Genomic DNA, 23,154 nt, shown 5'->3' with positions numbered 1-23,154 from the left:
TCTTGTTTATTAATCTATAAACGATTGTATGTAAGCAACACAAGATAGCAATAAAAAGCGCTAACTAACAGTGTGAATATAGCTAGGAAACAGCTGAATCAAATAAATTTTTAACGAGCCCTGAAAACTCATCAATAAAGGCATGTTGTTCAATCGTAACAGGTTGATTAACAACGCCCGATAGCACTTCCTGCAGATCATACACAATACCGTCAACTTCACGCATAATCACACTGCGATCATCAACACTTAAGTCTTCATGCTGCATGCAAAAATTAATGATTTGCTCAGCAATATCATCTTCAATCAATGCCATTACTGTAGGCGCGCCTGATCGAACTTCTCCTGGCTTTTCGAACAAGGATAAGTGTTCTGTTAAGTACATGATAAGCTCATCATAACCTTGCTGATCAATTACCATTTATTTATCTACCTACTACGTGTATTTGATATGACTATTTTAAGCAGATTAGTTAAATAAATACTACCCTGCACTTTTTTATTACTTCTAATACCAACTTCTGCTAACTATGTTTTTAGCTATTACACTGATTAACTCAAATGCTCACATTGCGAACCTTTTTAATGTAATGAGGCTACATTAATAAATTTCAGCGCAACTCGCTCTACAGCTAACCCGCCAAAAAAATTGAGCTATTTAAGTAAATTGGTATCACCTTTCTTCCAATAACTATAGACATAAAAAAAGCAGCTTGCGCTGCTTTTATAGTTAAAACTTATTACTAAATTTTAATGCCTGGGCTTAATGTTGCTGGCATCGCTACTTTTTCAAGCTCTACCGAAGCAACTGGGTATGCACAGTAATCAGCTGCATAGTATGCACTTGCTCTGTGGTTACCTGATGCGCCAATACCACCAAATGGTGCGGCACTTGAAGCGCCGGTAATTGGACGGTTCCAGTTAACAATACCCGCTCTGATACGACGTAAGAAATGGTCGTAATCAGCTGCATTATCACTTAATAAGCCTGCTGAAAGGCCATAGTCTGTATCGTTACCTTTATCGATTGCTGCATCGAAATCAGTGTAACGGAATACTTTTAGCAATGGACCGAAATGCTCATCATCAGGGAAATCAGCAATATTTGAACACTCAATAATCGCTGGTGTAACAAAACCTGTGCCCGCAGTATGTGTCATTTCAATTAGTGATTCACCACCAAGAGACTGAAGCTGAGCTTGTGCATCCATCATTGATTTAGCAGCGGCTTCTGAGATCATTGAACCCATAAACGGTTGATCTTCATCGTCGTAAAAACCAACTTTAATTGCTTTAGTTGCTTCAATTAGCTGTGACAAAATCACATCGCCTTGTTCACCTGCAGGTAAGAATAACTTACGTGCACATGTACAACGCTGACCGCTCGATACAAACGCTGATTGAATGATATCGTGAACAACTGCTTTAGTGTCTGCTACATCTTTAACGATTAGTGGGTTATTACCACCCATCTCTAACGCTAAAATTTTACCTGGCTGACCGCCGTATTGCTGGTGAATTAAATGACCAGTACGCGATGAACCAGTAAAGAATAAACCATCAATACCACGATGAGATGCTAGCGCTTTACCTGTTTCAACTTCACCTTGAACTAGGTTGATTACACCTTTAGGTAGACCCGCCTTTTCCCACAATTGCAGAGTTAACTCGGCAACCATAGGGGTTAGTTCTGATGGCTTAAAGATAACTGTGTTACCAGCAAGTAATGCAGGAACAATGTGACCGTTAGGCAAGTGACCAGGAAAATTGTAAGGACCAAATACCGCAACAACACCGTGTGCTTTATGACGAATTACAGCACGGCCTTGAGGCATCGGGTTTTCAACAGTACCTGTGCGCTCTAAATACGCTTTTTCAGAAATACCGATTTTGCCGATCATTGCGCCAACTTCTGTTGCTGTTTCCCAAAGCGGTTTACCCGTTTCAAGTGCAATGGCTTTGGCAAGCGCATCTTTATTTTCAGCAAGCTGTTCAGCAAACTTTTTAACAATCTCTAAACGCTGTTCAAATGTTAAATCTGTCCAGCTATAAAACGCTTCGCGTGCTGCGTTGATTGCTGCGTCAACTTGACCTGCTGTTGCAGCCGTTGCTGACCAAATTACTTCCCCTTTTGCAGGGTTTAACGAGCTGAATTCAGCTCCTTCACCAGCTAACCACTGGCCATTTATAAACTGAGCGGCGTGAGTCATCTCAATTTCTCCTAACTATTTAAAGTGGTGCGATAGTGATCACATCACCTTCTGAAACATGTAGCGCATTTGCAAGTTCAGCAGACAAAGTAACTGTCTCGCTGTTTGCATCCAAGGTCATTGTCGATAGTAACGCTCTAAAGTCAACCAACTTGTGGTTTGACAGCATAAAACTTGCCTCTGAACCTTGTGCCATATCACCAATTACCACAGTGCGGTTTTGGCAATCGCGGATTGTTTTGATATTACTAATATCTGCTTCTACCGTTGGCCCTGCATCAAAAATATCGACATAGCCGTTAAACGTGAAGCCTTCGCTTTTTAATAACTCAATTGCTGGACGGGTTTTATCATGCACCTGACCAATTACCGCTTGTGCGTCTTTACTAAGTAAATTTACATAAATTGGGTATTTTGGCATTAATTCAGCAATAAACACTTTCTGGCCAATACCTGTCAGGTAGTCTGCCGTTGGAAAATCCATTGAGAAGAAGTGCTCTTCTAACCATTGCCAAAACGGGCTTTCGCCGTTTTCATCAGATACACCGCGCATTTCAGCTAATACTTTACTAGCAAAGCGCTCTGCATGCGCATTCATAAACATAAAGCGCATTTTTGATAATAACTTACCATTTCCACCTTGACGGTAATGATCTTGTAGGTACAAAGTGCATAGCTCTGTTGCACCAGTGTAATCATTACATAAGGTAAGAATATCTACTGCTTTGTAAACATTAAGTTCACGCGACGAGTGGATCACCTTGCTTAAGTGATAATGGTAAAAGGCATCATCTAAGCCAACTGCCGCTTCAATTGCAGATGTACCGACAACTTCGCCAGTCGCCAAATCTTCCATAACAAACAAATAACCCTCATCCTCAGGATGAGAAACTGATTTGCTAAAGCTTTGCTCTGAACGCGTGATTTTGCGCTTAAGCAGGTCTTCATTTTGTGGCAAAGACGTGAAGCCATGACCTGAATCTTCAGCTATCTTCATTAAAGCTGGATAATCCGAGCTTTTAATCGGACGAACGATAATCATTAGTAGCCCCTATATTAAAATTAAGAAAAGCAGCCAAATGCCGCTTTTCTGTCTTTGCTCTTAGCCTTTAACAACCTGTGCTACTGCTTTTGCAAAGCGAGCCATACCCTCGCGGATATCAGCTTCTGGAATTACCAATGATGGTGTAAAGCGAATTACGTCTGCACCGGCAACAAGCGCCATCACACCGTGCTCAACACCTGCTGTCATAAACTCTTTTGCGCGACCTTTGTATTCGTCAGTTAACGCTAAGCCAAGTAGCAAGCCTTTACCACGTACTTCTGCAAATACGTTGTGTTCAGCATTAATTTCTGCAAGTAGCTCTTTGAAAAGTGCTTCTTTAGCCGTTACACCTTCAAGTACTTCTTTTGTGTTAACGGTGTCAAATGCCGCTTCAGCTACTGCACATGCAAGCGGGTTACCGCCGTATGTCGAACCATGCGTACCCACTTTTAAGTGTTTAGCAATCTCAGTTGTTGTAAGCATAGCACCAATTGGGAAACCACCACCTAGCGCTTTCGCTGTAGATAAAATGTCAGGTGTTACACCTAAGCCCTGGTAAGCGTATAAATCGCCTGTACGGCCTACACCAGTTTGTACTTCATCAAAAATAAGTAACGCGTTGTGCTTATCACATAGCGCACGTACACCTTGCATAAATTCGCTAGTTGGGCTTACAACACCACCTTCGCCTTGTAGTGGCTCAAGCATTACTGCACAGGTATTATCTGAGATAAGCGCTTCTAATGATGCTAAATCGTTGTAGTCAGCGTGCGCGATGTCGCCTGGTTTAGGACCAAAGCCATCCGAGTAAGCCGCTTGACCACCTACAGTTACGGTGAAGAATGTGCGGCCGTGGAAACCTTTATTAAATGAAATAATTTGTGATTTTTCAGCACCAAAATTATCAAGTGCCCAACGACGTGCTAGTTTTAGTGCAGCTTCGTTAGCTTCTGCACCTGAGTTTGCAAAATATACTTTATCTGCAAATGTCGCTTTAGTTAGCTTTTCAGCTAGGCGAAGTGCTGGCTCATTAGCCCATACATTTGAAAGGTGCCATAATTTTTCACCTTGCTCTTTCAATGCTGAAACAAGCGCTGGATGACAGTGACCTAAGCAGTTAACCGCGATGCCACCGGCAAAGTCGACATACTCGTTATCTTGTTGATCCCATACTCGTGAACCTTCACCTTTAACCGGAATAACCGCAGATGGCGAATAGTTAGGTACCATTACTTGGTCAAATAATGCTCTTGAAACTGTCATTTTAACTCCTCATTAATTTTTCGGTACACAAGGTTTTATTACACTTTTGTGTTACCTAAGCCCGCTAAATCGGGCAAAATTCGGACTGACATTATTCCAGAAAATTCCCCTACTGTCTTCCTTAAAAATAGCCCTAACACCTTTAAATACAAGGGTTTCGGATAATATTTCATGTTATATGAATAACTATTTTGTTTAACACACCTATCTTCTACCAAACTTCACTATGTAAGCTAGTGAATTACTTTGTTTAGTGAAATTTATTCACATTGCATGAATAGGCGTAAAAAATTACGAAAAAAGTAAGGATAATTATCGCTCAATGCGTAATTGCAGATTCTGCAAGCTGGTACTTGCTAGTAATTTGAGTTCTTTGCCGCTAAATTGATAATGCGTAAACAGCGCTTTTGCTTCGTCGGGTTCGATTAAGGTATGTTTTTGTAAAAACTTATAATAACTGTATGCGCGCCCTTTCAATACTGTTTGCGCTAACGGTAAACACTCATCAAATGGCTTATTCTCGGCGATATCATGCATAGCCTGCGCAATAGGAAGGTATTTTAAGCTCATATGCTCTATCAACTTACAGGACAAACGCGCGCCTTTCTCTACCATCAGGTTTCGTAAAAATAAGGCTTCAGGTTTTATTTCTGAGAGCGCGGTATGGCGATCTTTATTACCATTTTCGCGCGCTTCACGGGAGTTTTTCTCCCACAGCGCATCAAATAGTCGAAGATAGAGACGAATTAACGCCATATTTCCTAAACCATGAAACATTCCCAGTACGAATGGTTTGTAGCCATCTTCTCCCTTTTCTTCAGCTAAACTACGCGATGCAATTCCCGCAGCCATACCGGTTTCCCATAGCTTGCGTTTTAACATTTGGAATGGCGCGGTACTGTGAGGTGTCCAGTGCTTTAATGAGAATGTCGGTACAATCAGCTTTAAATTTTCAAGGCCGATATAACGCAGCGCAAGCGACGGGTTATCGACTCTTACCGCTTTAGCTGGGTCTTTTTCAGGACGGTATTGTGGCAAATTAATAAACTTAAGGATCTCCTCACCTAACCAATGTAAATCGGTGATAAGTGGGTCGATACGGCCAACCGAGGCTGATTTAACCGCCAAAATGTCCAAGGTTGCAGGAATATTGTCTTGAATTTGAATAATTTCTTTATAAATGTATTCAATATTATCCATGCACTTATCAATTTCATCTTCGATTTGCTGGTGCAGATCAGCATTTACATCGGCAATAAATTGATGGTTACGAGAGTCTTGTTTTTCACGGGCTTTTGCTGCAACTTGCTCAACTTCTAACAGCTTTCGTACCGGTAGAGGCTCACCGTAATTAACATCGAGTGTATGAATATAACCAATTTGCTGCTGTGCAAACTGCTGACCTAACAATAAGTCATGAAATCGACCAATTAGCATTTCTGCTTGCCATTTTTGCTTTGTCGCTTTATTCATGTAAAAAACGATTACCGATACGTAGTTATAAAGTTGTTTAGTAGTGCTAATCCAGATTGCGTTAAAATGGCTTCAGGGTGAAATTGAACCCCTTCTAAAGCCAAGTTCTCATTCTTGAGACCCATTATTTCGTCTTGTTGTCCATCTGCATCCACGCTCCACGCCGTAACATTTAACTCTGTTGGTAAACTTTGCTTTTCAACAACTAAAGAGTGATAGCGGCAAACCTCCAATGGGTTTGGCAAATTAGTGAATACACCTTGATTAGTATGGATTATTTTTGATGTTTTACCATGCATTACTTGTTTTGCTCGCACCACATTCGCACCTAACGCTTGCGCGATCGTTTGATGACCAAGGCAAATTCCGAGTATTGGCAGCTGGCCTTTTAGTTGATGCACAACATCAAGCGAAATCCCAGCTTCGTTTGGCGAGCATGGGCCAGGTGAAATAACAATATATTGCGGTTTTAACTTGGCTATTTCAGAAACTGAGAGCTCATCATTGCGCACCACTTTCACATCAACATCAAGGCGCTGGAAGTACTGCACTAAGTTATAAGTAAACGAATCGTAGTTATCGATCATTAACAACATGGATGCACCTATGTATAGAAAAGCCAGGCTAAACCTGGCTCTTGTTTGGCATTATGTGGCCAAGATTATGGGCGTGGGATCATACCTAACGCATTGTAAACCGATTTAAGCGTTGCTTCTGCACGCGCACCCGCTTTTTCAGCACCAGATTTCATAATGCTGTTAAGCAATGTTTGGTCTTCACGAATTTCTTTAAAACGCGTTTGAATCGGCTCAATCATACTAACCACAGCTTCAGCTGTGTCTTTTTTCAGGTGGCCGTACATTTTATCTTCGTACGCTGGCACAAGCTCTTCAATCGATTTGCCAGTTGCCACAGAAAGCAAGGTTAATAAGTTTGAAACGCCGGCTTTCTCTTGCGGGTCAAAATAAATGCGTGCTTGCTCGTCTGAATCGGTAACGGCTTTCTTAAGCTTCTTCTCGATCTTTTTAGGTTCATCTAATAACATGATGTAACCATTTGGATTATCATCAGACTTTGACATTTTCTTAGTTGGATCTTGCAGGCTCATCACGCGCGCGCCAAATTCTGGAATGTATGGCTCTGGAATTTTAAATACGTCGCCATATAAATTGTTAAAGCGTGTTGCGATATCGCGCGTTAATTCTAAATGCTGCTTTTGATCTTCACCCACTGGCACCTGATCCGCTTGATACAGCAAAATATCTGCAGCTTGTAATACTGGGTAACTAAATAGGCCAACATTAATGTTATTCGCATTTTTAGCTGACTTATCTTTAAACTGCGTCATGCGATTAAGCTCACCCATTTGTGCATAACAGTTTAACACCCAGCTAAGCTGTGCATGCTCTGGTACTTGTGATTGGACAAATAGCGCTGATTTTTCAGGATCAATGCCACACGCAGCATAAAGCGCAATACCATCTAATACACGTTGCTTTAACACTTCAGGTTCTTGACGAACAGTAAGCGCATGCAAATCAACCAGCATAAAGTAACAATCATGATCTTCTTGTAATTTAAGCCACTGGTTAATGGCACCGATATAATTACCAATTGTCATACCGCCGGTGGGCTGAATGCCACTTAACACTACAGGCTTTGTCATGATTTTCCTTTACTAATTTAATTTACAAATAAGGCCGACAATTTTAAATGCTTCAAGATTGGAAGCAAGCATTTGTCGACCTGAATTTCACATTTTTTAAGATTTTACGTGAGACAGTTGTTCATGCATTTGATCGATTACGTGCTTGTAGTCAGGCTGATTGAAAATTGCCGAACCTGCAACGAACATGTCTGCGCCCGCCTCTGCAATTTCAGCGATATTATTCACATTTACACCACCATCAATTTCTAAACGAATATCGTAGCCAGATTGATCGATCAACTTGCGAACTGCGCGCAGCTTATCAAGCGTATTTGGAATAAATTTTTGCCCACCGAAACCTGGGTTAACTGACATTAATAAAATAACGTCTAGTTTATCCATAACGTATTCTAGACAACTTAGCGGTGTTGCTGGGTTTAGTACTAAGCCTGCTTTGCACCCATGCTCTTTGATTAATGAAAGTGTACGGTCTACATGCTCACTTGCTTCTGGGTGGAATGTAATTATGCTTGCACCTGCATCGGCAAACATTGGAATAAGTGTATCAACTGGCTTTACCATTAAATGCACATCAATCGGTGCTTCAATTCCATAATCACGTAGTGCCTTACACACCATTGGTCCAATTGTTAAATTGGGTACGTAGTGATTATCCATCACATCGAAATGCACTACATCAGCACCAGCTTTTAAAACATTGTCGACTTCTTCACCTAGACGCGCGAAATCAGCTGACAGAATAGAAGGTGCAATTAAATACTGCGACATAACACTACCTCAAATTTTTTTGTTAACACATTGAACGGGAAGAAAGAATTGCTCAATTACAAGCAGCACATACTGTAACCTATTTTTTCTTAAAATTCATCTTTACAAATGGTTAACATTTATAACATAATTTGAGATGGAGTAGTTGTATTTTGCGTTAAATTACCGTTGTTTTGTCCCTAAAACTTGGTTAAGCTTTAGTCATGTTACTAATAGGAAGAGGCAGAACATGATGTTTAGCAAATGGATAAAACACACGGTGTTGGCAACAACTATTACGGTGTTTTCTGCAGCTTCGTATTCATTAATTGCAAAAGGTAACACTACATCACACGGCTGTAATTGCCCTTCAAAACTCCAAGTCGCGAGTACTGAATATTTCCCAACTGGTAGCTGCCAAGCTCGAGCCGCGAATCAAAGCTGGTTTTCTTGGTTCATTGGAAAAAGTCGCAGTTCTCAATTTCATTATCTAGACTTACTTGAACTGCTTGAGTCAGGCAAAAAAGAAGCACAAGCGAATTATTCAACGCACATAAGATAAGGAGCGTTATAATGCAGTATTTACAAGCCGTTTTAGCTGCATTATTTGGCGTACAGAGTAGCAAGCGACAACATCATCACTTCAAAAACTTATCGGTAAGATACTTAATTGTGCTTGGCATTGTACTAACAGTCGCCTTTGTTTTAACAATTACGTTTGTTGTTCAGCTGGTTGTTAGTTAAATCTCGTAGTCCACGTCAGCTTTGTATAACGCCATTAATTCACCCACTTTATTACGCTTATTTCCTTTCGGACTAATTGTGCGTTTTACTTGGATCACATCAAGGCTCGCTTGCGCGTAAATTTTACGTGTCCATAACGTGTCATGGTTAGAGATTAAAACGGAATTACCTTGGTTAAACGCCTGACTTTCAGCCAAGTTAGCAAGGTTAGCTTGATCGTCTAGATCAAAACCGCCTTTAGCATAACTAGTAAATGACGCAGTTTTACTTAACGGAACATAAGGAGGATCACAATAAATAACCGCATTTTCCGGAATAGCTTGAAATACTTCTTCGTAATTTAAGCACGTAAAGGTCGCTTGCTGCGCTTTTTCTGCAAAAAAATACAATTCATTTTCAGGGAAATAGGGGCGTTTATATTTGCCAAATGGTACATTGAATATGCCTTTTTTATTGTAACGGCAAAGACCGTTATAGCCGTGACGATTCATATATAAAAATAGAATCGCACGCTCATAGGCATCTGATGACGCATTGAATTGTTTACGATACTCATAGTAAACATCAGCATCATTATTTACATCAACAAACAATTTCCGCGCATCGGCAATAAACTCATCTGGATTATCTTTTAATTCATTATAGAGATTGATGAGATCTGCATTAATATCATTCAAAATATAATGCTTAAATTGCGTATTTAGGAAAACAGAACCAGCACCAACAAAAGGCTCAACTAACGTATCTGCTGTTGGTAAGCGCTTAGAAAGCTCTTCAACTAAACTGTATTTGCCGCCTGCCCATTTTAAAAATGCGCGTGTTTTTTTGTTCATGCTAGCTGGTATTTATTGTTTATAATTCACGTCGAGGGCAGCTATTCTACACTAGCTCACACTAGTAAACTATGGCTTTAGTTATTTGCTTGAATTTGCTGTTGAATTTTACCTACTGATTTGACAAACGCGCCCTGGTTTAAAAGCGTTGCTGGTAGCTCTGCTCTCGCTTTTTGTGCTTTTGCCATTGAGCTATATAAGCCATAGGTTAAACCATTTAGACTCGCTTGATTGCTCTTTATTTCAAATATATGTGTGTTATCTAAATTCAGGTTTTCAACTGTTTGTGATATCACTTCTAGATCACGCACCACCATAAGCTGAATTGTAAAATAATTTGCTGGCTGTGCAATAAACCACTCGTTACCGGTCAAGTTTTTTGGTTGCTGCTCTGGCTGCTGCTCTGGCTGCTGCTCTGGCTGCTGCTCTGGCTGCTGCTCTGGCTGCTGCTCTGGCTGCTGCTCTGGCTGCTGCTCTGGCTGCTGCTCTGGCTGCTGCTCTGGCTGCTGCTCTGGCTGCTGCTCTGGCTGCTGCTCTGGCTGCTGCTCTGGCTGCTGCTCTGGCTGCTGCTCTGGCTGCTGCTCTGGCTGCTGCTCTGGCTGCTGCTCTGGCTGCTGCTCTGGCTGCTGCTCTGGCTGCTGCTCTGGCTGCTGCTCTGGCTGCTGCTCTGGCTGCTGCTCTGGCTGCTGCTCTGGCTGCTGCTCTGGCTGCTGCTCTGGCTGCTGCTCTGGCTGACCAGAAGCTTTGTCGAGTTTAGCTGTTAAGTCAACAGGTTTAGATGACGAAACATCTTCAATAGTAATTGCAGTTGTCGGTTGATTGTTAACTGAAGTAGTTTGTATATTCTTTTTATCAAAAAAGTACAAAGCTAAGGAAATTAACAATCCAATCAATATTAATATGCAAATTAACAAAAGGTAGACTTTATACTGCCTACTGCGTTTTTGCATCGCTACCTGCAACTCGGTGTTATCTTTTTTCCAAGCTAATAGTAGCTGAGGATTACCATTAGAAGCTTCAATAAACGCTTTAAAAATAGGTTCATCAACACTTGGTAAATCACTAAAATACATTTTCATCAGGGTTAGACTTTCAACCTGATCTAATGCTTCAATGTGCATGTTAATCGCTTCAGCCACTGGAAGCTGTCTTGTTGCAGTTAATAGAATGCGAATCTGACCTTGGTAAGACTCGGTTAGTTGGAATAGTTCATTTGCAAAATCATCACTGATAAAATGAGCATCATCAATAACAATCAGCAGTGGCTCTATCGATTCGCCTGTTAACCCGATAAAGTTTTCAGCTATAGTCAGATCATAATCAATCAATGGATTTGAAAAGCTTTGTTCAAGAATTTGCCCGATTAGATGTCTGTCTTGCGCACTGCGCGTTGCTTTAACATAAGCCTTGTTATGCTCTGTAAACTTTTCGGAAATGAATGTCTCAGCAAGGTAGCTTTTTCCAAGTCCTACCTCTGAAATGAGACAGATAAAATTATTACCGTAGGCAAACTGCAGTTCAATTCGATCAACAAGTGCTTGCCTACTGGGCAATATTTTAGTTTGCATGCAGCTTAAATAACTCTTCTAGCTCTTGCTGAGTTACATCATCAACTAACTCGCAGGCACCAAACTTGCTTGGAATAATGAATCGAATAACGCCTTGCTTATTTTTCTTGTCTTTAACCATGTGTTTTACAAAATCATCACACGACATTGACACTGGTGCGCTAACCGGCAATTCAAATTCTGCAATCAAATTTACAATACGTTTCAATTCCGCCTCTGATAGCTTGCCTCTTTGATATGCTAATTGGGATGCTAAAACCATACCAGTTGCAACTGCTTCGCCGTGTAACCAGTTACCATATCCCATCTCAGCTTCAATTGCGTGACCAAAAGTATGACCAAGGTTTAGCAATGCACGTAAACCTGCTTCTTTTTCATCTTGCGCAACGATTTCGGCTTTTATTTCACAGCAGCGATAAATAATTTGGCTTAATTGTTCCGAGTTATGCGCTTTTATTTCAGCGACGTTATCTTCAATGTATTTAAAGAAATCAACATCGTAAATTAACCCATATTTAATCACTTCTGCGATACCTGCAGCAAACTCTCTGCTTGGTAACGTATTAAGTGTATTGTTATCGATATAAACAGCTTTTGGTTGGTAAAATGCACCAATCATATTTTTACCGAGTGGGTGATTAACCGCTGTTTTCCCGCCAACCGATGAATCCACCTGTGAAAGTAGTGTGGTTGGTACTTGGATAAAATCAATTCCACGCTGGTAACATGCAGCGACAAAACCAGTAAGATCACCAATCACACCTCCGCCAAGCGCTATAAGGCAAGTATCACGGCCACAATTATGCTCTAACAGAAAGCGATTAATGAATTCGAAGTATTCTAAAGATTTAAATTGCTCACCATCGGGAATGATGCAAGAGAGAAAGTCATTATTTGGTAATTGGGATGTAAATTTATCTAGATAGATAGGAGCGATTGTTTCATTTGAAACAATCACCACTTTACGACCTGCCAAAATATTGGATAAATTTGGACTGTCGGTAAGATTGTTTTGTGCAATATAAATCGGGTAGCTGCGCTCACCCAAATTAACTGATAATTCAAGCATGCGCATCCCCTTTTATATTTAGAAATTTATCTTTTCGATAATTTGATTAGCAACTACTTTTGCACTTTGTTCATCAGTACGAACAACAAAATCTGAAACTTCAACGTAAAGAGGGTTACGCTCATCAGCAAGACGAACTAACACATCTTTAGGCGCTTCTTCAGTTTGAAGCAACGGACGTTTCTTATCGCGTTGTGTACGCGCTAGTTGTTTCTCAATTGGTGTCTCTAAGTAAACAACAATACCACGAGCAGATAACTTATTACGTACATCTTTACTAATAATAGAGCCACCGCCTGTTGCTAGTACGATCCCTTGCTTTTCTGTTAAGTCGGAAATAACAGATTCTTCTCTGCGACGAAACCCTTCTTCACCTTCAATATCAAAAACCCAAGCGATATCCGCACCAGTGCGACGCTCGATCTCTTGGTCTGAGTCAAAAAACTCTAAATGAAGTTGGTCTGCAAGGTGACGACCAATAGTGCTTTTACCTGCGCCCATTGGGCCCACTAGAAATATATTACGTTTTTCAGCCATATCTTTTAGTACAAACGAACTCTAAAATTGAAAAAAACCCCGCTTATTAGCTGGTCCCCAAAAGTAAGGCTGGGATTATCTCAACAAACAGGCAAGGTTTTCAAGTGTTATACATTAAAAAGGGCTATTCAGCCCTTTTTAATTACAAAGAATCATTAAGAATTTTAGGAGTTACAAAGATAAGCAACTCTTTCTTCTCGTTAAATTCACTATTTGATTGGAACAAGTAACCAAGGTAAGGAATATCACCTAACAGAGGAACTTTCTTAGTGTTACTCACAATCTGCTGCTGATAAATACCACCCAACACAATGGTTTGGCCATTATCAACAAGTACTTGTGTACGGATTTCTTGCGTATCAATCGCCACAGCTGGCCCTGTTGGTGTTTGCACCGTATCACCACGCGTATCCTGAGTGATAACAAGATCTAAGATAATCTTATCATCAGGTGTAATTTGTGGCGTTACTTCTAAGCTTAATACTGCTTTTTTAAACTCAACCGTTGTTGCACCACTTGAAGCTGCTTGAACGTAAGGAATTTCAGTACCTTGTTCAATGCGTGCTTCTTTTTGGTTTGCCGTAGTAATACTTGGGCTTGCAATGATTTCCGCTTTATTTTCTTGTTCAAGTGCTGATAGTTCTAAATCAATTAGTGTGCCATCTGCAAGCTTAGCTACATGAATACCAATACTACCTGCTGGGTTAGCAATTGGTAAGTTAACGTTCAAGCGATCGCTTAACGCTGGAATAATACCATTACCGATGCTATTAGCCCCTTCAAGCGTACCTGAAACGCCATCAGAGTTTTGCTGATCACTAAAACCCCAGCGAATACCTAAGTCTTCTTGTACATTATCACGTACGGTTACCATGCGAGATTCAATTTTAACCTGCTTAACAGGAATATCTAAATTCTCAATCATGCGGCGAACACTTTCGATGCTAGTAGCAGTATCTTTAATTAAAAGTGTATTTGTACGCTCATCCACCGAAACAGAACCACGGCTTGATAAAATACTGTTACCTTCAAACTTAAGCAGTTCAGAGAAATCTTTTGCCTTTGCGTAATTTAACTGAATATACTCACTATAGAGCGGCTCTAACTCAGCAACTTTCTGTTTCACTTCTAACTCTCGAGCTTCACGAGAAGCCAGCTCTTCTGTTGGTGCAACCATTAAGATTGAACCATCCATACGCTTATCAAGGCCCTTCATACGAAGCACTACATCAAGCGCTTGGTCCCAAGGCACACCATCTAAACGCAGTGTAATGTTACCTTCTACTGAATCACTCGTTACTAAGTTAAAGTTGTTATACTGCGCAATAATTTGTAGTACTTGGCGAATAGAAATATCCTGGAAGTTAAGCGACATCGGCTTACCTTGGTAATCTTTACCGTCACCTAAGAAGCTGCGCTTTGATTCATCTTTTTCAACAGTTAATGTGAAGATGTTATCCAATTGTTGGTAGTTATAATCAAAGCCAGTTGTTGTATCGATAACAATACGACTATTAATACCATCTTTAAATGTTTCAACAGTGCTAACTACCGTACCAAAATCCATTACATCTAACTGATAAAGAAGATCATCAAGAATGTCGGTATTATGGAACTCAGCAACAATTTTACCCGCCTTTTCGCTTACATCGATAGCTGCCATATTTTCTTGTAAGAAAATCATAACGCGAGCTTCACCACTTTCACCGCGACGAAAATCAATTGCTTGAATTTTGTTGATATAACTTGAGCTATCTTCAACTGCTGAAGTTTCCGCTACATCTTGCGTTGGGTTATCGCTTACATGTAAGTAGAAAAGATTCTTGTCTACGCGTGTTTGATAAATTTTCAGATAATCTAAAAATACAGTTACTTTAAAACCATCATTCTCAAATGCATGAGTAACACGCTTAACACCGGCTTTGTTGATCAAAACTTCTGTTAAGTTTTCCTCAAAGTCAGCTTCATCGAAAAAGAGTTCGATACGTGCAGGTTCTGAAAACACCTGAATTTTTGGCTCTACATAAATTTCTTCATCAAATACGAATTCGATTTCTGTTTCGCCATCGAGTAATGGGTTATAGCGCACATCATATAGCAGAGGGACTGCCGACGCCCCAAATGAAAGCACCAATAAACCTGCTGCTAGTAAAGTTGAAAAGCCTTTACGAAGTAGACCTACTGCTAATCGCATATTATTAAACCCTTTATTATTAACTTGACGCATTGCTACCTGCCTCCACGATTTCCACTTTCGTCAGGCGTTCTTTCCAACATCCTGCACCATCAGGTATTAATTCTAGCAGCTCAATAAAGCCATTTTGTACCTGAGTTACCTTGCCATTAAATAGTCCCATTCGCTCACCAACACCAATTTCATGCAATGAGTTATCAGGAGCTGTAATAAGTGCTAACAGCTCTGTTGTTGAGCCAATTGTGCCACGCATTTGTAGATTTTCTAACGGGAAACGCTCCAACGCTTCTTTTCTACGACGAGGGTCAGGGTGCAAGCAGTTTTGAACTTGCAATAATCGATCCTGAATTACCTCTGGTTTTGGTGCTACAAAAGGGCTTCGCTTTTCGCTGGCAGTGTAAGCAAAGTGGTTAAAGTTCTTAATTTCAGGAATTGGCTCTACGTTATTATTAGTATTAGCACGCACCTGATTAATAAATTCTTGTTGTTCCGTTAAATCATCAAAGCAGCCACTAAGAATTAGAGGCAAAGCTAAAATAGCTAATTTTTTCATTCGCGCTCCCCTTCGTAGCGGTAGGTCTTAGCAACAACGCTAAACTCTAACTGCTCTTGCTGTTCTCCACCTTCAATTGTGAAGTCATGTAAGCTGATAATACGAGGTAACTCAGCTACTTTACTTACAAACTCACCAAAATCATGGTAACTACCTACCACTTCAATTTTAATTGGTAACTCAGTGTAGAACTCTTTTTCGATCTCTGGCATCCATTCAACTTTGTGGAACGTTAAACCGCTTGATGTTCCAATGTAAGATAAATCTTCAATTAAGCCAGGTGTTTCACTTGAAGTAGGAAGACGCTTCAAAAGCTGTGAAAACTTCTCTTCCATTTCAACCATTTGTTGACGATAAATTTCTAACTTACTAGCTACGTCATACTTTTGACGATAAGTCGTCCGTAATTCTTGCTCTTTTTGCTGCGCTTGTTCATATGCTTCAATTTCACTTGAAACCATCATTGAATATGTAAAGAATGCGACTAAGCCTGCAGCGATACAACAAACAATTACCTTAACAGCAAGCGGCCAGCTACCTATATTTTCTAGGTCTAATTCATCTAAGTCGATTTCATTTAGCGATTTTAAATCGATATTCATTTTTGAACCTCGCTAATTTCTTCAAACGGCTTAACTCTAAACCTTAGATTAAAGTCGTTAAGCAAACGCAGTTCTTGGTCGCCTGCTTCAATTACTTGCATAATTGCATCTTCAAATAAATATGACTCTTCAAGCTTACGTAACATTGCAGATACACGGTTATGAGATTCACTTTTACCAACAATCTGAAGTGCACGGTCGCGACGTTCTAAGCTTGTTAGATAAACACCCGACGGAACTACCAATGCAACTTCATCCATAATCTGCGTACCTAGATTTCGGTTACTCTGTAGCTCTTCGATAAGGCGCATACGCTGTTGCAAGCTAGCTTTTCGTTTATCTAGTTCTCGAATGTCTTTAATTCGCTGATCCAGTAGCGCTATTTCTGAAGTAAGAAAGTTATTACGAACATTTTGGCCATCTTTTAATGCACCATAGAACATACTTAGTGCAAACATACTACCAAACGCAACAATAACAACGAGCACAAGAATCGTAACAAACTGCTTTTGTGCTTCCTTGCGCGACGCATCACGCCACGCCAAGAGGTTTATATGTGGCATGGTGAAAAACTCCTTAGTGCTAAGCCCGTCGCTACTGCTAACTGTGCTTGGTTCTTCTCTAAAGATTCACGGTCTACGCCAGGTGCTAGCTCCATCTTCTCAAATGGGTTCATAATGACAGAATGAATACCTAACTCATCAATCAGTAGCTTATCTAAGCCAGAGATTAACGAGGTACCACCAGATAATACAATATAATCAACTTGGTCTTTGCCACTTGTGGTTAAGAACATTTGAATAGCACGACGAACCTGTTGCAGAAATGATGTTTGGAACGGTGCTAATACTTCAAACGTATAGTTTGGTGGTAAGTCACCTGACGTTTTTGCAAGTTCCGCTTCATCGAAACTCTTATTATAGTAAGAAACAATACTTTGCGTATATTGTTCACCACCAAAAACCTGATCTCGGGTATAAAGTGTCTCACCATTCTGCGTTACGCTAATAAGCGTCATCGTTGCACCTACATCAATAAAGGCAACCACCTTATTTGCAGCGTCTTCTGGCAGGAAGTCGTAGCACAATTCGAGGTTACGACTTAACGCATACGCTTCAACATCAACAACTTTAGGAACAAAACCACCTGACTCAACGGCTCCAGCACGCGCTTCAACACTTTCAGTACGCGCAGCTGAAAGCAATACGTTTACTTTTGATGGATCAGCATCGTTTACGTCAAGCTTTTCAAAATCTAAACTCACTTCATCAAGTGGATAAGGAATTAAGCTGTCCGCTTCAATTTCTATTTGAGATTCTAATTCAGCATCCGTTAAGGCTACATCCATAAAAATAACTTTCGTGATAACCGCCTGACCAGATACTGCAGTTGCCGCTTCTGAAATGTTTTTGGGGAGTTTTTTACGAATTTTATTGATTACACGACCAACAGCTTCAATATCTTGGATCGTCCTTTCTGCCATTGCCCCTTTAGGCATTGGCTCGACAGCAAACGCTTCAAGTCGATAATGAGTGTCTTTCTGGCTTAATAGCACGGCTTTAACCGAGTGAGAGCCAATATCAATACCAACCATCAGAGGCTGTGGTTTTTTAAACAGTTGACCTATCATAAACCTAACGCTAATCCTTTTTTTTATAATTATAATAACTTTATAAAATCTAGCGAAAAAATTTTATTCAAAAATTAATCAGGATATACTACCAGTGTTATCTTGTAATTGGGAGTCCATTCTCGGGAATTTTCTGTGGCTTTTATAAAAAACTTTTTACGTTTTATTATCATATGTACCATTCTTGGTACTTTTGCAGTAGTTATCCTTTACTTTTACGTAAAGCCCGAACTACCCAGTGTTGCCGTTTTAAAAGACGTGCAACTTCAAACACCTATGCAAGTATTCACCAAAGATGGCCAATTAATCAACCAATTTGGTGAAAAAAAACGTATTCCGGTTACGATAGATCAAATTCCGCAAGATTTTTTAAACGCTATACTCGCGACTGAAGATAATCGTTTCTACGATCACCCCGGCATCGACCCAATCGGCATTGTTCGCTCTGCAATCGTACTAATTACAACAGGCGAAAAGAAACAAGGTGCCAGTACCATCACCATGCAAACGGCGCGTAATTTCTTTTTAACGCGCGAAAAAGCATACATGCGAAAAATAAAAGAAATTTTTATTGCGTTGCATATTGAAAGCCTAATGACAAAAGATGAAATATTGGCACTTTATCTCAATAAAATAGAGCTTGGTCATCGTGCATTTGGTGTTGGCGCAGCAGCGCAGGTTTACTACGGCAAAGATTTAGATCAACTTAATTTGCCACAGCTTGCGATGATTGCTGGTTTACCAAAAGCCCCTTCATCATTAAACCCTATTAGTAATCCAACTCGGGCAAAACACCGCCGCAACGTTGTTCTTTCACGTATGTTAGTTGAAGGATACATTTCACAAGCACAATTTGACGAAGCAAGTAAAGCGCCAATAACAGCGAAAAAGCACGGTGCTGAAATCGAGTTTTCTTCACCTTATATTTCAGAAATGATTCGAGCTGACATGGTTGCACGCTTCGGATTAGACGGCGCGTATAATAACGGTTATAAAGTTTACGCAACTATCACCGCTAAAAACCAAGCGGCTGCGCAAAAAGCGTTAATGGATAATATTCATAACTATGACCATCGTCATGGTTTTAGAGGAGTTAACATTTATTTATGGAACTCCGAAACGGATACGGCTTGGCAACGTAATGAAATTCTGTCTTATCTCGAATCAGTAAATGAAATCGGATATTTAAAAGCAGCTGTTGTAGAGCAAATTGATGAGCAAAATGCTTATGCAGTACTTAAAAACGGCAATTCAATCACAATTCCGTGGGACGGATTAAAGTGGGCTCGTCCATACATTTCGCATTCACGCCAAGGAAAGCCGCCTGAAACAACCTCAGATATACTCTATCCTGGGGCGTTCGTTTGGCTACAGCAAAATCAAGATGGTCAATATAAACTATCTCAAATGCCTGACGTGAGCAGTGCAATAGTGTCTCTTAATCCTCAAACCGGTGCAATTGAATCACTTGTTGGTGGTTATAGCTTCGAGTTATCGCAATACAACCGCGCAACCCAAGCAAAACGTCAAGTGGGTTCAAACATTAAGCCATTCCTTTATTCAGCTGCAATTGAGCATGGCTATTCGTTAGGCTCTATAATTAACGATGCACCAATAAATAGCTGGAACTCCGCACAACGCATCGCATGGCGCCCAGAAAATAGTCCAGCTAATTACGATGGCCCAATTCGTGTGCGTCGCGCATTAGCACAGTCTAAAAACGTGGTTGCAGTTCGCCTGTTACGAGGCATAGGCGCACGCGAAACAGTTGACCATTTACTTAAATTTGGCTTTTCACCTGAGGACATTAAACCCCATGAAGCACTTTCACTCGGTGCTGCTTCGTTAACGCCTTTAGAAGTGGCGCGTGGTATGGCAACGTTTGCCAATGGCGGACATTTAATTGAGCCATATTTTATTGACCGTATTGAAGATGCCGAAGGCAACATCGTATATAAATCTCAACCGTTAGTAGTTTGCAATCAGTGTAGCGCTGAAGAAGTGCGTGATAGCTTTCATTACGCACCTCGCGTAATTAGCGAACAAAATGCCTTTTTAATTGCCGACGCGATGAACACTGCAATCTATGGAGAACCAGGTTGGGTTGGCACTGGTTGGCGTGCAAAAGATTTAAAACGTAATGACTTATCAGGTAAAACCGGTACTACAAACGATATTGTAGATACTTGGTTCTCAGGCTTTAACAGTCAAGTGATTACCACTGTATGGGTCGGCTTTGATGATGCCGGCAAGCGTTTAGGTAGAGTAAGTTACAATAATAATTTAAGTCGCAATCAATTTGCTGGCGGTGAATCTGGTGCACGAACGGCGCAGCCTGCATGGCTTGATTATATGCGTGAAGCACTAAGAGGTATGCCTAGCGCACCTATTGAACAACCAGAAGGGCTCGTCTCTGTAAGAATCGACCGTAAATCAGGGTTACTAACTAAAAAAACCGATAACTCGTCACGATTTGAGTATTTTATTAAGGGCACAGCACCAACGCAGTATACTCAGCAAGAAGTGCAGAATTTATTTGACCCTTATACAACAACGACTGATTCAGGAAAAACAACTGAAGAGCTATTTTAACGGTATCAATTCATTTGGATATATCAGTTTATATAAATTAAAAAAGCCGCTAACACTGTTAGCGGCTTTTTAATATTAATTATCCTGATTACTCTGATAGTTTATGGCAGAGCCAATATAAATCAGAATGCACTCCCGCAGCGGTAACTTCACGCCCTGCTCCAGGTCCTTGAATAATCAATGCGTTGTCAGCATACCAAACACTATTGATCACAAAAATGTTATCGCCCGGAGTTAGTGTTGCAACCGCAGCTGACGGAGCAACAGCTTTTAACCCTACTTTTGCCGTAATAGGTGAGGTTGTGGTATCAAGCTCAGCCACGTACCTAAGTGTATTACCTTCTCTTTGTGCATCTAGAGCGAGCTCTTCCACAAATGTATCAAGTAACTCACGTTTTGCTAATGCATCTTGCCAAGACCCTTCGGCAAGCTCATTTGGCATCCACGCCGATAACTCAATGTCGTCTAGTTCAAGTGATAAACCGAGCTCTCTCGCCAAAATAAGTAATTTTCTTTGTACGTCACGGCCAGAAAGGTCTTCACGCGGATCAGGCTCGGTAAAGCCCAGCTCTCGCGCTTGCTCAACTAAATCTGAGAACTTTTTATCGAGCGAATAATTTGCCCCTAACCAAGACAATGTGCCCGAGAACACACCACTAATTTTAGTGATTTTATCGCCTGAGTTTTGCAGGTCTTTTAAAGCAAAATTAATTGGTAAACCGGCGCCTACACTTGTGTTGTAACGCCACAGTAAATTTTTCTCTGTCTGCAAGCGACGTAAATTTTCATACCAAGTTAGCTCTGCGGTGCCCGCGTATTTATTTGCTGAAATAATATGACAATCGTGCAACGCAAATTCAGGGTATAACTTACTAAACGATTCACTTGCCGTGATATCAATTACCACTTTATGACCATAATCAAGCTCTTTTATAAACTCGATAATCTGCTCAGGTGATGACGCTTTTGCATTATTTTTGAAGTTTGCACTGGCTGTTGCCAGCTCTATACCCTGGCCATTTAACAAACTCGTACTTGAGCGTAATAAACCTACCAACTTAACTGGTAACAAGGTATTTAGACGCGCTAACTGGTCATTAAGCTGTGATAAAAAGACTTCACCAACATTACCAATACCCGCCACAATCACAGCTAATTCTTGTTTAGCGGTGATCAATTCATCATGTAACAATGACAGCGTATCGCTTTCAAGCAACTGGTCGCCAAGTAAAATAGCAAAGCCATTTTGACTCCACGCACCACGTAATGTCATGCTTTGCTTCTCTAATAATGCTTTTGCACTTTCAAGTAACTGCGATTCACTGCCGGCCTCGCTCACGATAGCCACACCAGATACATTCGATTCAATAAGCACCGCATCTTGTAAATAATATGACGCAACTTGCTCGCCAAACTGACTTGGAACAAGCAGTAACGTATTACCCTCTACCTCAAGCGGCTGAAGCGGATGCTGCAGAATAATACTTAACTCTCGAATGCTATCTTTATTGTTATGAGTAAGTTGAAACACGTCAACACTGGCTAATGTCGTTAAAAAACGTTTTGCTTTCGCTTGTTCGTTAGCAACCACTTGCGTGCCATCACTATGGCTATCGTAGCTACTACGAACGACTAATTTAATATCGCTGTCTTTTAATGGTGTCAGGGTTTTAGCGTGCAATACAGGGTTACCCAATCGCGCTAATTGTTGTGCTTGCTGCTGGCTAATTTTATTGTATTTAACCGCCTTCTCTACTTTACGTGGATCGGTACTGTAAACGCCTTGAGTATCTGTCCAAATTGTAACACTGCTGGCATTAATATATTTACCAAGCAAAGTCGCACTGTAATCGCTACCATTTCGGCCCAGCGTCACCGTGTTACCCACTTCGTCACTTGCGATAAATCCCGTCACCACATTAAGTTGGTCGCTCTTTAATGCCTGGCAGCGTGCAGTATTTTCTTGATGCTTAAGATTATTTTGTGCAACAACAAATAGCTTGCGGCTATCAAAGTGAGTCGCAGCAACCCCTTGCTTATTTAAATAATGCGCAAGTAATCGGGCAGACCACAGCTCACCGTGAGCAAGCAACCACGCCTGCTCTAACTCTGCACAGCCAGCACGTTGAGAGATTGCATTAATATCGTCAATAAAGTGAGCATACACTTCACTTTTATCACCTAATAATTCAGAAACCAGTGCGCATTGGTGATCTTTTAGTAACGCAATTACCTCACCAACACCTTTATGATCTTGATTGTGATAACACGACCACAAGCGCACAAGCGTGTCGGTCGTTTTACCTGCAGCAGATACAACAATGGCATCGCCATACGCTAGTTGCTGACAAATATTGGCAACTGCATGGTAGCGCTTGGCACTGCTTAGGCTTGACCCACCAAATTTATATACTTGTTTTGTCAT

General features: G+C 40.7%; 21 protein-coding genes. 3 read left to right on the top strand and 18 right to left on the bottom strand.

Annotated features, from left to right (window positions below; genetic code table 11):
• Window positions 1-82 precede the first annotated feature (82 nt).
• From AC2IOM_RS06265 to rpe, 8 genes are all read right to left on the bottom strand, one after another.
• On the bottom strand, window positions 83-421 hold the full coding sequence (locus AC2IOM_RS06265; protein WP_395388670.1) for a DUF3802 family protein: 339 nt from the start codon (window positions 419-421) through the stop codon (window positions 83-85).
• Window positions 422-743: 322 nt separating this feature from the next.
• Complete coding sequence (gene astD, locus AC2IOM_RS06260) at window positions 744-2,210, bottom strand: succinylglutamate-semialdehyde dehydrogenase (RefSeq protein ID WP_100914194.1); 1,467 nt, start codon at window positions 2,208-2,210, stop codon at window positions 744-746.
• 19 nt (window positions 2,211-2,229) lie between these two features.
• Window positions 2,230-3,252 (bottom strand): arginine N-succinyltransferase, encoded by a 1,023-nt coding sequence (gene astA, locus AC2IOM_RS06255; RefSeq protein WP_486359431.1) that lies wholly within the window; start codon window positions 3,250-3,252, stop codon window positions 2,230-2,232.
• A gap of 60 nt (window positions 3,253-3,312) precedes the next feature.
• Window positions 3,313-4,518 carry an aspartate aminotransferase family protein gene (locus AC2IOM_RS06250; RefSeq protein ID WP_100914196.1) on the bottom strand — a complete coding sequence of 402 codons (1,206 nt, stop codon included), beginning with the start codon at window positions 4,516-4,518 and terminating at the stop codon, window positions 3,313-3,315.
• Window positions 4,519-4,830: 312 nt separating this feature from the next.
• Window positions 4,831-5,991, bottom strand: coding sequence for an HDOD domain-containing protein (locus AC2IOM_RS06245; RefSeq protein ID WP_486359430.1), 1,161 nt, complete (start codon window positions 5,989-5,991; stop codon window positions 4,831-4,833).
• An 11-nt stretch (window positions 5,992-6,002) separates the two neighbouring features.
• Window positions 6,003-6,587, bottom strand: a complete 585-nt coding sequence (locus tag AC2IOM_RS06240; RefSeq protein ID WP_486359429.1) for an anthranilate synthase component II — start codon at window positions 6,585-6,587, stop codon at window positions 6,003-6,005.
• Between the two features lie 65 nt (window positions 6,588-6,652).
• A complete protein-coding gene (trpS, locus tag AC2IOM_RS06235; protein WP_010562130.1) occupies window positions 6,653-7,657 on the bottom strand; it encodes a tryptophan--tRNA ligase in 1,005 nt (334 codons plus the stop codon).
• Window positions 7,658-7,753: 96 nt separating this feature from the next.
• Window positions 7,754-8,428, bottom strand: a complete 675-nt coding sequence (rpe, locus tag AC2IOM_RS06230; RefSeq protein ID WP_486359428.1) for a ribulose-phosphate 3-epimerase — start codon at window positions 8,426-8,428, stop codon at window positions 7,754-7,756.
• Between the two features lie 229 nt (window positions 8,429-8,657).
• Between rpe and AC2IOM_RS06225 the strand changes: the two genes are divergently transcribed.
• Both AC2IOM_RS06225 and AC2IOM_RS06220 read left to right on the top strand, forming a co-directional pair.
• Entirely contained in the window at window positions 8,658-8,969 is a 312-nt protein-coding gene (locus AC2IOM_RS06225) for a hypothetical protein (protein ID WP_157813513.1), read from the top strand.
• 11 nt (window positions 8,970-8,980) lie between these two features.
• Entirely contained in the window at window positions 8,981-9,151 is a 171-nt protein-coding gene (locus tag AC2IOM_RS06220; protein ID WP_082428583.1) for a DUF2970 domain-containing protein, read from the top strand.
• On the opposite strand, the gene AC2IOM_RS06215 is transcribed toward AC2IOM_RS06220, so the two are convergent.
• The 9 genes from AC2IOM_RS06215 to AC2IOM_RS06175 form a co-directional block, all read right to left on the bottom strand.
• The gene (locus AC2IOM_RS06215; RefSeq protein WP_010562134.1) at window positions 9,148-9,984 is read right to left on the bottom strand and encodes a Dam family site-specific DNA-(adenine-N6)-methyltransferase; all 837 of its coding nucleotides are present in this window, start codon (window positions 9,982-9,984) and stop codon (window positions 9,148-9,150) included. The two genes, AC2IOM_RS06220 and AC2IOM_RS06215, sit on opposite strands and share 4 nt — an antisense overlap.
• 77 nt (window positions 9,985-10,061) lie before the next feature.
• Window positions 10,062-11,552 (bottom strand): AAA family ATPase, encoded by a 1,491-nt coding sequence (locus tag AC2IOM_RS06210; protein WP_486359427.1) that lies wholly within the window; start codon window positions 11,550-11,552, stop codon window positions 10,062-10,064.
• A complete protein-coding gene (gene aroB / locus AC2IOM_RS06205; protein WP_486359426.1) occupies window positions 11,542-12,621 on the bottom strand; it encodes a 3-dehydroquinate synthase in 1,080 nt (359 codons plus the stop codon). Before aroB ends, AC2IOM_RS06210 begins: the two co-directional genes overlap by 11 nt.
• Window positions 12,622-12,639: 18 nt before the next feature.
• Complete coding sequence (gene aroK / locus AC2IOM_RS06200; RefSeq protein WP_010562137.1) at window positions 12,640-13,158, bottom strand: shikimate kinase AroK; 519 nt, start codon at window positions 13,156-13,158, stop codon at window positions 12,640-12,642.
• A 142-nt stretch (window positions 13,159-13,300) separates the two neighbouring features.
• On the bottom strand, window positions 13,301-15,385 hold the full coding sequence (locus AC2IOM_RS06195; protein WP_486359425.1) for a type IV pilus secretin PilQ: 2,085 nt from the start codon (window positions 15,383-15,385) through the stop codon (window positions 13,301-13,303).
• A complete protein-coding gene (locus AC2IOM_RS06190; protein WP_138629370.1) occupies window positions 15,372-15,905 on the bottom strand; it encodes a pilus assembly protein PilP in 534 nt (177 codons plus the stop codon). Before AC2IOM_RS06190 ends, AC2IOM_RS06195 begins: the two co-directional genes overlap by 14 nt.
• Window positions 15,902-16,507: a type IV pilus inner membrane component PilO gene (locus AC2IOM_RS06185; RefSeq protein ID WP_100914202.1), complete on the bottom strand. Its 606-nt coding sequence runs from the start codon at window positions 16,505-16,507 to the stop codon at window positions 15,902-15,904. Before AC2IOM_RS06185 ends, AC2IOM_RS06190 begins: the two co-directional genes overlap by 4 nt.
• On the bottom strand, window positions 16,504-17,070 hold the full coding sequence (locus tag AC2IOM_RS06180) for a PilN domain-containing protein (RefSeq protein ID WP_100914203.1): 567 nt from the start codon (window positions 17,068-17,070) through the stop codon (window positions 16,504-16,506). The genes AC2IOM_RS06185 and AC2IOM_RS06180 overlap by 4 nt, the downstream gene beginning before the upstream one ends.
• Window positions 17,058-18,137: a pilus assembly protein PilM gene (locus AC2IOM_RS06175; protein ID WP_100914204.1), complete on the bottom strand. Its 1,080-nt coding sequence runs from the start codon at window positions 18,135-18,137 to the stop codon at window positions 17,058-17,060. Before AC2IOM_RS06175 ends, AC2IOM_RS06180 begins: the two co-directional genes overlap by 13 nt.
• A gap of 135 nt (window positions 18,138-18,272) precedes the next feature.
• On the opposite strand from AC2IOM_RS06175, the gene AC2IOM_RS06170 reads away from it, so the two are divergent.
• Complete coding sequence (locus AC2IOM_RS06170) at window positions 18,273-20,729, top strand: penicillin-binding protein 1A (protein ID WP_486359424.1); 2,457 nt, start codon at window positions 18,273-18,275, stop codon at window positions 20,727-20,729.
• An 88-nt stretch (window positions 20,730-20,817) separates the two neighbouring features.
• On the opposite strand, the gene metL is transcribed toward AC2IOM_RS06170, so the two are convergent.
• Window positions 20,818-23,154 (bottom strand): bifunctional aspartate kinase/homoserine dehydrogenase II, encoded by a 2,337-nt coding sequence (metL, locus tag AC2IOM_RS06165; protein ID WP_486359423.1) that lies wholly within the window; start codon window positions 23,152-23,154, stop codon window positions 20,818-20,820.

This window comes from Pseudoalteromonas sp. NS-SX12, from assembly GCF_057367955.1.
This window is presented reverse-complemented; position numbering and strand designations above follow the sequence as displayed.

Excerpts from the sequence above, each read along its gene's own strand:
- AC2IOM_RS06265 (WP_395388670.1), bottom strand. The coding sequence starts at position 421 with ATGGTAATTGATCAGCAAGGTTATGATGAGCTTATCATGTACTTAACA.
- astD (WP_100914194.1), bottom strand. The coding sequence starts at position 2,210 with ATGACTCACGCCGCTCAGTTTATAAATGGCCAGTGGTTAGCTGGTGAA.
- astA (WP_486359431.1), bottom strand. The coding sequence starts at position 3,252 with ATGATTATCGTTCGTCCGATTAAAAGCTCGGATTATCCAGCTTTAATG.
- AC2IOM_RS06250 (WP_100914196.1), bottom strand. The coding sequence starts at position 4,518 with ATGACAGTTTCAAGAGCATTATTTGACCAAGTAATGGTACCTAACTAT.
- AC2IOM_RS06245 (WP_486359430.1), bottom strand. The coding sequence starts at position 5,991 with ATGAATAAAGCGACAAAGCAAAAATGGCAAGCAGAAATGCTAATTGGT.
- AC2IOM_RS06240 (WP_486359429.1), bottom strand. The coding sequence starts at position 6,587 with ATGTTGTTAATGATCGATAACTACGATTCGTTTACTTATAACTTAGTG.
- trpS (WP_010562130.1), bottom strand. The coding sequence starts at position 7,657 with ATGACAAAGCCTGTAGTGTTAAGTGGCATTCAGCCCACCGGCGGTATG.
- rpe (WP_486359428.1), bottom strand. The coding sequence starts at position 8,428 with ATGTCGCAGTATTTAATTGCACCTTCTATTCTGTCAGCTGATTTCGCG.
- AC2IOM_RS06225 (WP_157813513.1), top strand. The coding sequence starts at position 8,658 with ATGATGTTTAGCAAATGGATAAAACACACGGTGTTGGCAACAACTATT.
- AC2IOM_RS06220 (WP_082428583.1), top strand. The coding sequence starts at position 8,981 with ATGCAGTATTTACAAGCCGTTTTAGCTGCATTATTTGGCGTACAGAGT.
- AC2IOM_RS06215 (WP_010562134.1), bottom strand. The coding sequence starts at position 9,984 with ATGAACAAAAAAACACGCGCATTTTTAAAATGGGCAGGCGGCAAATAC.
- AC2IOM_RS06210 (WP_486359427.1), bottom strand. The coding sequence starts at position 11,552 with ATGCAAACTAAAATATTGCCCAGTAGGCAAGCACTTGTTGATCGAATT.
- aroB (WP_486359426.1), bottom strand. The coding sequence starts at position 12,621 with ATGCTTGAATTATCAGTTAATTTGGGTGAGCGCAGCTACCCGATTTAT.
- aroK (WP_010562137.1), bottom strand. The coding sequence starts at position 13,158 with ATGGCTGAAAAACGTAATATATTTCTAGTGGGCCCAATGGGCGCAGGT.
- AC2IOM_RS06195 (WP_486359425.1), bottom strand. The coding sequence starts at position 15,385 with ATGCGTCAAGTTAATAATAAAGGGTTTAATAATATGCGATTAGCAGTA.
- AC2IOM_RS06190 (WP_138629370.1), bottom strand. The coding sequence starts at position 15,905 with ATGAAAAAATTAGCTATTTTAGCTTTGCCTCTAATTCTTAGTGGCTGC.
- AC2IOM_RS06185 (WP_100914202.1), bottom strand. The coding sequence starts at position 16,507 with ATGAATATCGATTTAAAATCGCTAAATGAAATCGACTTAGATGAATTA.
- AC2IOM_RS06180 (WP_100914203.1), bottom strand. The coding sequence starts at position 17,070 with ATGCCACATATAAACCTCTTGGCGTGGCGTGATGCGTCGCGCAAGGAA.
- AC2IOM_RS06175 (WP_100914204.1), bottom strand. The coding sequence starts at position 18,137 with ATGATAGGTCAACTGTTTAAAAAACCACAGCCTCTGATGGTTGGTATT.
- metL (WP_486359423.1), bottom strand. The coding sequence starts at position 23,154 with ATGACAAAACAAGTATATAAATTTGGTGGGTCAAGCCTAAGCAGTGCC.